8 protein-coding genes are annotated in these 8,614 nt (G+C 78.4%); 4 read left to right on the top strand and 4 right to left on the bottom strand.

Annotated elements, in window-relative coordinates; all coding sequences use genetic code 11:
- Positions 1-100 precede the first annotated feature (100 nt).
- On the bottom strand, positions 101-1,615 hold the full coding sequence (locus ACI8AD_RS24635) for a sensor histidine kinase (protein ID WP_456873164.1): 1,515 nt from the start codon (positions 1,613-1,615) through the stop codon (positions 101-103).
- Positions 1,616-1,725: 110 nt separating this feature from the next.
- Here ACI8AD_RS24635 and ACI8AD_RS24630 point away from each other — a divergent pair, with 110 nt between their 5' ends.
- A complete protein-coding gene (locus ACI8AD_RS24630; RefSeq protein WP_456873163.1) occupies positions 1,726-4,317 on the top strand; it encodes an HAD-IC family P-type ATPase in 2,592 nt (863 codons plus the stop codon).
- Here ACI8AD_RS24630 and ACI8AD_RS24625 read toward each other — a convergent pair.
- From ACI8AD_RS24625 to ACI8AD_RS24615, 3 genes are all read right to left on the bottom strand, one after another.
- Entirely contained in the window at positions 4,241-4,867 is a 627-nt protein-coding gene (locus ACI8AD_RS24625; RefSeq protein WP_456873162.1) for an AAA family ATPase, read from the bottom strand. The two genes, ACI8AD_RS24630 and ACI8AD_RS24625, sit on opposite strands and share 77 nt — an antisense overlap.
- A 197-nt stretch (positions 4,868-5,064) precedes the next feature.
- Entirely contained in the window at positions 5,065-5,706 is a 642-nt protein-coding gene (locus tag ACI8AD_RS24620) for a hypothetical protein (RefSeq protein ID WP_456873161.1), read from the bottom strand.
- A 122-nt stretch (positions 5,707-5,828) separates the two neighbouring features.
- Positions 5,829-6,026, bottom strand: coding sequence for a DUF1918 domain-containing protein (locus ACI8AD_RS24615; protein ID WP_456873160.1), 198 nt, complete (start codon positions 6,024-6,026; stop codon positions 5,829-5,831).
- Positions 6,027-6,223: 197 nt separating this feature from the next.
- Here ACI8AD_RS24615 and ACI8AD_RS24610 point away from each other — a divergent pair, with 197 nt between their 5' ends.
- The 3 genes from ACI8AD_RS24610 (at position 6,224) to ACI8AD_RS24600 (ending at position 8,448) form a co-directional block, all read left to right on the top strand.
- Positions 6,224-7,141, top strand: a complete 918-nt coding sequence (locus ACI8AD_RS24610) for a serine hydrolase (protein WP_456873159.1) — start codon at positions 6,224-6,226, stop codon at positions 7,139-7,141.
- A 64-nt stretch (positions 7,142-7,205) separates the two neighbouring features.
- Positions 7,206-7,676 (top strand): hypothetical protein, encoded by a 471-nt coding sequence (locus ACI8AD_RS24605; protein WP_456873158.1) that lies wholly within the window; start codon positions 7,206-7,208, stop codon positions 7,674-7,676.
- 64 nt (positions 7,677-7,740) lie between these two features.
- The gene (locus tag ACI8AD_RS24600; protein WP_456873157.1) at positions 7,741-8,448 is read left to right on the top strand and encodes a PadR family transcriptional regulator; all 708 of its coding nucleotides are present in this window, start codon (positions 7,741-7,743) and stop codon (positions 8,446-8,448) included.
- The last annotated feature ends 166 nt before the right edge of the window (positions 8,449-8,614 follow it).

Here is an 8,614-nt window from a genome sequence, read left to right as displayed (position 1 = left end):
ACGGCCCCCCCGCCCGCGGGCGCGCCCCCCCCCCCCCCCCGCCCGCCCCGCCCCCCCCCCGCCGGGGGGGGGCCCCCCCCCGCACGATCAGGTCACCTGATCATGCCGAGAGGGCCGCGACCTCCTCGGCGTCGGGCTCGGCCACGGTCGCGCCGGGCAGCCGCACCGTGAACACCGTGCGGCCCGGGACGCTGCCGACGGCCACGGTGCCCCCGTGCCCGGCGACGACGGCGGCCACGATCGCCAGGCCCAGGCCCGTGCTGCCGCTGGCCCGCGAGCGCGAGGAGTCCCCGCGGGCGAAGCGCTCGAACACCCCGGGCTGCTGCTCGGCGGGGATGCCCGGGCCGTCGTCGACGACCTCCAGGACCGCCTCGCCGCCCTCGGCGCGCAACCGGGTGGTCGCCGTCGTCCCCGGCGGGGTGTGCGTGCGGACGTTGGCCAGGAGGTTGGCCAGCACCTGGTGCAGCCGGGCGGCGTCGCCGGGCACCAGCACCGCCGCCGGCGGCAGGTCGACGCGCCAGCGGTGGCCGGGGCCAGCGGCGTGGGCGTCGCTGACGACGTCGAGGACCAGGCCGGTGAGGTCGACGTCGGCGACGGCCAGCTCGCGGCCGGCGTCGAGGCGGGCGAGCAGCAGCAGGTCGTCGACCAGCCCGGACATGCGCACCGCCTCGGCCTCCACCCGGCGCAGCGAGACGTCGGCGTCCTCGGGTAGCCCGCCGCGGCGGCGGACCAGCTCGGTGTAGCCGCGGATGGAGGTGACCGGGGTGCGCAGCTCGTGACTCGCGTCGGCGACGAAGCGCCGCAGCCGGGTCTCCGAGGCCTGCCGGGCGGCGATGCCGGACTCCACCGAGTCCAGCAGCCGGTTGAGCGCGGCGCCCACCCGGCCGACCTCGGTGTGCGGGTCGGTGTCGGCGGCCGGCACCCGGTCGGGCAGCCGCACCTCGCCGCTGGACAGCGGCAGCTGCGCGACCCGGCCGGCGGTGGCCGCGACCCGGTGCAGCGGGCGCAGCGTGCGCCCGATCACCGCCGAGCCGACCAGCCCGGCGGCCAGCAGCCCGAGCAGGCCGACGGCGACCTCGACGACGACGAGCCGCAGCACCGCGGCGTCGACCGAGTCCAGCGGCAGGCCGGTGACGATGACCTCGCCGTCGCCGGCCGCGGTGGCCACGACGCGGTAGGAGCCCAGCGGGCCGAGGGAGACCGTCCGCGGCTGCCCGTCGGCGTCGACCCGGGCGAGCTGCGCGGCCTCGGCCTCGGTCAGCGCCTCCCCCTCGCCCTCCCGGCCGATGACGGCGGCCTCGGTGACGGTGCCGTCCTCGACCCGGGCGCCCAGCGTCCCGTCGCCCTGACCGGGCACCACGAGGAAGTCCGGGCCCTGACCGTCCCAGCCCTCCCAGCCGGGCCAGCCGGGGTACCCCGGCCCGCCGGGACCCTCGTCGGCCTGCGCGGAGCGGTCGACGGCAGCCGAGAGCCGGTGGTCGACCTGGCCGAGCAGCTCCCCGCGGACGGCGGTGGTCGCCGCTCCCCCGACGACGGCGAGGACCACGGCCAGCGGCACGAGGAAGGCGCACAGCAGCCGGGTGCGCAGGGACCACCGCCGGGCGCGCGTGCTCATGCGACCACGCTGCGCTGTGGACCTGCACGTTGCCTGGACGTCGGTGGGGAGTCGGCTGGGGGCGCCCGGCGCGTCGTGCCGGGCGCGGCGGGGGCTGTCAGAGTCGGCGGGTGCAGACCGGTACGCAGGACGACGCCCGCCGCACCGGGCCGCCGCCCGGGTTGTCCGCGGCCGAGGCGCGGGAGCGCCACCGCAGGGGCGAGGGCAACGTCGCGGTCAGCGCGTCCTCGCGCAGCTACGGGCGCATCCTGCGGACCAACGTCTTCTCCTTCTTCAACGTCATCCTGTTCACCATCGGCGCGGCGCTGCTGGCGCTGGGCCGCTACAGCGACGCGTTCACCAGCGTCGGCCTGGGCCTGGTCAACGCCGCGATCAGCGCGGTGCAGGAGATCCGCGCCAAGCGCAAGCTCGACCGGCTGCAGCTGCTGGCCCGCGGCACGGTCACCGTGGTCCGCGACGGCGCCGGCACCGAGGTGCCGCCGGAGGAGGTGGTGCGCGGCGACGTGCTGCGGCTGCGGCCCGGCGCGCAGGTCGTCGTCGACGGGCCGGTGCTCTCCGGCCGGCTGGAGGTCGACGAGTCGCTGCTGACCGGCGAGTCCGAGGCGCTGCCGAAGGCCGACGGGGAGGACCTGCTGTCGGGGTCGTTCGTCGTCGGCGGCGAGGGCCTGCAGCTGGCCCGCGACGTGGGCGCGGCCTCCTACGCCGGCCGGCTGACCGCCGAGGCCCGCCGCGCCTCCACCGACACGACGCCGCTGCAGCGGCGGATCGACTTCGTCGTCCGGCTGGTGATGCTGCTGGTCCTGCTGATGAGCGTCACGATCCTGGCGCAGGCCGCCCTCGAGGGCTTCACGCTGGTGCGGACGGTGCAGACCACCGCGGTGCTCTCCGGCCTGGTGCCCTACGGCCTGTTCTTCCTCGTCGCGGTCGCCTACACGGTGGGCGCGGCCAGGAGCGCCGGCCGGGGCGCGCTGGTGCAGCAGGTCAACGCGGTGGAGTCGGTGAGCAACGTCGACGTCGTCTGCACCGACAAGACCGGCACGCTCACCACCGGCCGGCTGTCGCTGGCCGCGCTCACCCCGGTGGGCCCGCTGGGCGACGCCGCGGTGCGCCGGCTGCTGGGGACCATGGCCGCCGGCGTCGGCGCGCCGAACCTGACCAGCGCCGCGCTGGCCGCGGCGCTGCCGGCGCCGGCGCCGGCCGAGGTGCGCGAGGAGGTGCCGTTCTCCTCCTCGCTGCGGTGGAGCGCGCTGCGCACCGCCGACGCGGTGCTGGTGCTCGGCGCGCCCGACGCGCTCGCCCCGCGGCTGACCGGCCCGCCGCTGGGCGCCCCGGTGCGCGAGCTGACCGGGCGGGGGCTGCGGGTGCTGGTGTTCGCCCGCGCCGCCGCCGAAGCCCCGCTGCGCGACGCCGCCGGGCGCGCCGCGCTGCCGCCGCTGGAGCCGCTGGCGCTCGTCGCGCTGGCCGACGAGCTGCGCCCCGACGTCGTCGACACCCTCGCCCGGCTCACCGCCGACGGCATCGCCGTCAAGGTGGTCTCCGGCGACGACCCGGCCACGGTCGCGGCGCTGGCCCGGCAGGCCGGGCTGGAGCCGGGCGAGCCGGTGGCCGGCCCCGCGCTGCGGGACCTGCCGGAGGACCGGCTCGACGCGCTGGTCGAGCGGACGACGGTGTTCGGCCGGATCGCCCCGGAACAGAAGGAGCGGCTGGTCGACGCGCTGCGCCGCCGCGGTGCCTACGTGGCGATGGTCGGCGACGGGGTCAACGACGCCCGCGCGCTCAAGCGGGCGCAGGTGGGCGTGGCGATGGCCAGCGGCAGCGCGGTCACCCGCGACGTCGCCGACATCGTGCTGACCAGGGACTCGCTGGGCGCGCTGCTGCCCGCCGCGCACGAGGGCCGCCGGATCATCACCGGGATCAGCACCTCGATGCAGGTGTTCCTCGCCCGGGTCGGCACGCAGGGGCTGGTGATCCTCGCCGTCACCATGCTCGGGCTGGGGTTCCCCTACTCCCCCGCCAACGTCGGGCTGACGCTGCTGACCGTCGGGGTGCCGACGCTGTTCCTCACCGCCTGGGCGCGGCCGAGCGCGCCGGACCCGCACCTGCTGACGACGCTGTGGCGCTTCGTGCTGCCGGCGGTGCTGGTGACCGCCGCGGGCGGGGTGGCCGTGTACGCCCGGCACTACCGGGTGCTGCTGGACGCCGTGAACGCCGGCGGCGACGGTCCCGCGGAGGTCGTCGCCGACTTCGAGCGCTGGACCGGGGTGTCCTCCGACGACGTCGGCTTCGCCGAGGCGGTGGCCACGATCGGCGCGCAGACGGCGCTGTCGACGTTCGTCTCCTACGCGGCGTTCCTGCTGATCCTGTTCCTCAAGCCGCCGAACCGGTGGTTCGCCGCCTGGACCCGCCCCGACGGCGACCGCCGCCCGGCGCTGCTGGTGGCGGTGCTGGTCGTCGTGTTCTCGGCCGGGCTGTTCTGGCCGGCGTTCACCGACTACTTCGGGCTGACCGAGGCCGCCGAGCCGGTGTTCCAGACGGTGCTGCCGAGCCTGGTGCTGTGGTTCGGCCTGCTGACGGTGGCCTACCGGTTCCGGCTGCTGGAGCGGGCGCTGGGCCTGACCGGCCCGCTCAGCCCCGCGCCCGGTCCGGACCGGGATCCGCGCGCCGAGCGGGCAGGGCGGGGCCGAGGAGCTCGGCGAGCGTGAGCCGGGCCGCCCGGGGGCGGTCGAGGACGACCACGTCGGGTCCGGCGGAGGCGGTCCGCATCAGCCGTGCCCAGCGCAGGCCGTGCCGGTGCATCCGCCCGTCGGGGATGCGGCGGCCGCGGATCCGCTGGCCGTCGGCGGCGTCCTCGGGTGAGACGTCGAGCAGCACCAGTCGGACGGCCCGGCCGGCGGCCCGCGCGGTGCCCAGCACGACCGGCCGCCACCAGCGGCTGGTCCACGGGTCGGCGAGCACGACGACCGGGTCGCTGCCGGCGAGCGCGGCCAGCACCCGCAGCCGGTGCTGGGCGTGCACCAGGGGGCGCACCAGCGGGTAGGGCAGCACCGAGCCGGTGCGCCAGCGGGCGGCGACCTGCTCGGAGTCCACGGAGCACACCCCCGGGACGCCGTCGCCGAGCAGCCGGCGCACCATGGTCGTCTTGCCGCTGCCGGGCAGCCCGCCGACGACGACCAGGGCCCGCGCGGCGTCCCCTGCGGGCGCCGGCACCGGCCCGGGCACGGGTCCCGGCAGCGGCATCGTCGCGGTCGGCACGGCTGTCTCCTCGGTCTCCCCCGCGCGGGCGGGCTGGCGGCGGACGCTACCCCGCGGCACGGCCCCGTGGCCGCCGTCGGCACGCGCCGTCACCCCGCCGCGGGGACCCGCTCCGGGCGAGGTGACGTGCGGGAACGGCCTCCTCGCAGGAGCCCGCGTCGAGCGGAGCGAGGCGTGGGGGGCGAGGAGGTCCTTCGTCAGTCGCCGTGACCGTGGCCCCAGCCGCCGTGCCAGCCACCCCAGCCGTCCCAGCCGTCGGGGTCGCCGTCCCCGTCCCCGTCGACGTCCCAGGGACCCTCCCAGTCGCCGTCCCACGGGCCGGTGGCCTGCACCCACTCGGTGATGCCGCTCTCCAGGTCGGCCAGCCACTCGTCGGCCTGCTCCTGGGTGAGCCGGCCGTCCTCGACGGCGGTGGCGATGCCCTCCCGCGCCTCCTGGACCAGGGCGGCGACGAGGTCCTCGACCGCCACGCCCTGCGCCTCGGCGACGGAGGCGAGGCTGGCGCCGTCGGCCTCGAGCGCGGTGCGCAGCTCCTCCTCGGACAGGCCCAGCGTGTCGGTCAGCACGGTGGAACCGCCCCAGCCCCAACCCCAGCCCCAGCCGCCGTGCCAGCCGTCGTGCCAGTCGCCGTCACCGACGGTGGTGGCGACCCGGTCGGCCTGCTCCTGGGTGATCGTCCCGTCCTCGACCAGCCCGGACAGCGCGTCGCGGATGCGGTCCTCGGCGGGACTGGCGGTGCCGGTGGTCGGGTCGTCGTCGGCGACGGCCGGGACGGCGAAGGCCAGACCACCGACGGCCAGGGCACCGGCCGCGGTCGCCATCACGAGCTTCTTCCGCACGGGACACTCCTCGCCTCGGGCGGCCGGCTCCTCCGGCCGTCGCCTGCGAGCGTCGGGCAGTTTCCTGTGACCTGCCTGTCAGCCGGCCGTGGCGGGACTGTGTGCCCGCTCCCGGGAGGCGCTCAGCCGGCCGCCGGCTCCGGCACCACCGAGCAGGTCCCGGCGGGGATGAACACCCCGGTGTGGCCGTCGGAGTCCCACTGGACGACGTAGGGCGGCGCCCCGCGCTCGCCCCGGACCTCCAGCACCCGGCCGGTGCGCTCCGGCTCTCCCTGGTGTGTGGACCGGACGACGATCCGGTCCCCGACGCGTGCCTCCACGGCGACCTCCCAGCGGCGTGCTCCCGGCGGCGTGTTCCCGATGACGTGTTCCCGATGACGTGGCCCTGCCGTCCCCCCGAGGGTGCTCTCCACCCGGCGGCCGGGCAAGGGCCCGCGACGCACGGGCGTCACCGCATCGGTGGAGGCCGCACCGCGCCGTCCACCCGGATCCCCGCCGCGCGGTGCACGCTGGTGGCGTGAGCGGATCGCGCCTGGTCACCGCGGCGGTGCCGGTCGTGCTGGCGTTCGTGCTGGCGATCGGCTCGGCGGGGGTCCGGGACGGCGGGGCCGGTGACCCCGCGTCCGTGGCAGCCGCCGCGGAGGTCCCCGCCCGGCCGCCGGTCGCGGTGGCCGGGCCGCCCGTCCCGGCCGCACCGACCCCGCCGCCGGCGGTGGACGCCGCCGCGCTGCTGGCCGAGGTGCAGGCGGCGGCCGCGGCCGCGGGCGGGTCGATCGACCTGGTGGTCGTGGCCGCCGACGGGACCCCGCTGGTCTCCTCGGCGGGCGCCGGTGACGCCGTCTACGGCGCCTCGCTGGTGAAGCTGCTCGTCGTCGGGCGGCTGCTGGAGCTGCAGGCGCGGGGCGAGGTCGTGCTCACCGACCGCGACCGCTCGCTGATGGAACGGGCCGTGGTGCGCTCCGACGACGCCGCGACCAGCCTGCTGTGGGACCGGTGGGACGGCGCGGCGCTGGTCGGCGCGGTCGTGACCGAGGCCGGCCTGGGAGCCACCGCTCCTCCCGCCGTCGCCGGGCGGTGGGGCGAGGCGACCACCAGCGCGGCCGACGTCGCCGCCCTGCTGTCCGGGCTGGCCACCACCCTCGGCCCGGGCCCGGCGGCCACCCTGCTCGGGTGGATGCGGGCCACCTCGGCGACCGGCGCCGACGGGTTCGACCAGCGGTTCGGGCTGCTGGCCGGCGGGGCGGCCGGGACGGTGGCGGCCAAGCAGGGCTGGATGTGCTGCGTGGACCGCAGCCGGCAGCTGCACTCGGCGGGGGTCCTGCCCGGCGGGGAGGTGGTGGCGCTGCTCGGCGACTTCCCGGCGGCGACGTCCTGGGGCCGGGCACGGGCCGCGCTCGACACCGCCGCCGCCGCGGTGCGCGCCGCGGTCGACTGAACCGTCCAGCGATCCCCCAGGTGCCGCCCAGGCCGGCGACAGCCCGGGCGGCCAGCGTCCGGGCATGGACGGCGCCACCGACCGCTGGCTGTTCGACCCCGACACCACCCGCGCGCTGGTGCTGGCCCGCCGCTCGCCCGGCGGCGGCCCGGTGCGCGACGTGGTCTCCGACGTCGTCTGGGGCGAGGTGGTGCGCCTGCTGCGCTGGGCGGCCGCGGCCGGGTCGGCGCCGGCGGCGCTGCGGATCGGCACCTGGTGGCGGCTGGCCGCCGGGTGCGCCGCGCTGCTGCGCCGGCTGCCCGCGCTGAGCGCCGAGATCGCCGAGCCCTGGTCGCTCGACCCCCCGCCCGCCGTCGACGCCGGGACCCCCGCCGCCGACCGGGTCGGCCTGGTCGCCCACCGTCTCGCCGCGCTGCTGCGCTCCGGGGAGCCGGTCGCGCTGCGCGCGCTGGCCGCCGAGGTCGACGCGCTGGGCGAGGCCGCGGTGCAGGCCATCGCGGCGACGAGCCTCGACACCGTGACGACCGATGCATAGCGATGTATCGTTACTGTCATCCGATACGTCTGGAGGACGCATCGACCCACCGAGAGGACCGACCGTGCACGACGATCCCCGCTTCGAGGGCTGGCGACCCGGCCCCCGTTCCGGCCACGGCCACACCCACCGCCACCACGGCCCCTTCGCCGCCTTCGGACCCGGCCCCGGCGGGCCCGGCCCCGGACCCGGGCCGGGCTTCGATCCCGGGTTCGGTCCCGGGTTCGGTCCCGGCCCCGGCTTCGGGTTCGGCCCCGGCTTCGACCCGGCCGCCCGTCACCGCCGCCGCGGCTGGGGCCGCGGGCGGGTGCCGCGCGGCGACGTCCGCGCCGCCGTCCTGCTGCTGCTGGCCGAGCAGCCGATGCACGGCTACCAGCTCATGCACGCCATCGGCGAGCGCAGCGGCGGGCGCTGGACGCCCAGCCCGGGCGCGATCTACCCGACCCTCGCCCAGCTCGAGGACGAGGGGCTGGTCACCGTGACCGCCGAGGCCGGCCGCAAGCTGGCCACGCTCACCGACGCCGGCCGCGCCGCCGTCGAGGAGCTGCGCACCGCCGGCACCGACCCGTTCGCCGGCGCCGCCGCCGGCGCGCCCGGGGCCGACCTGCGCGGACTGCTCGACGAGCTGCACGGCGCGGTCCGGCAGGTGGCCCGCACCGGCACCGACGCCCAGCTGACCGCCGCGGCCGACGTGCTGGCCCAGGCCCGGCGCGCGCTCTACCTGCTGCTCGCCGAGGGCCCCGACTCTCCGCCGCCGTCCGCGGCCGAGTGACCCGCCGCGCCGGGTCGCGTCGTGTGCACACGCCGCGACCCGGCGCGCCCGGCCGGGGGCCGCCCCGCCCCGCACCCCCCCCGCGACGACCCCCGCCACGCCCCCCCCCCGACCACCCCCCCCCCCCCCCCCCCCCCCCCCCCCCCCCCCCCCCCCCCCCCCCCCC

Source organism: Geodermatophilus sp. SYSU D00766 (genome assembly GCF_054049915.1).
This window is presented reverse-complemented; position numbering and strand designations above follow the sequence as displayed.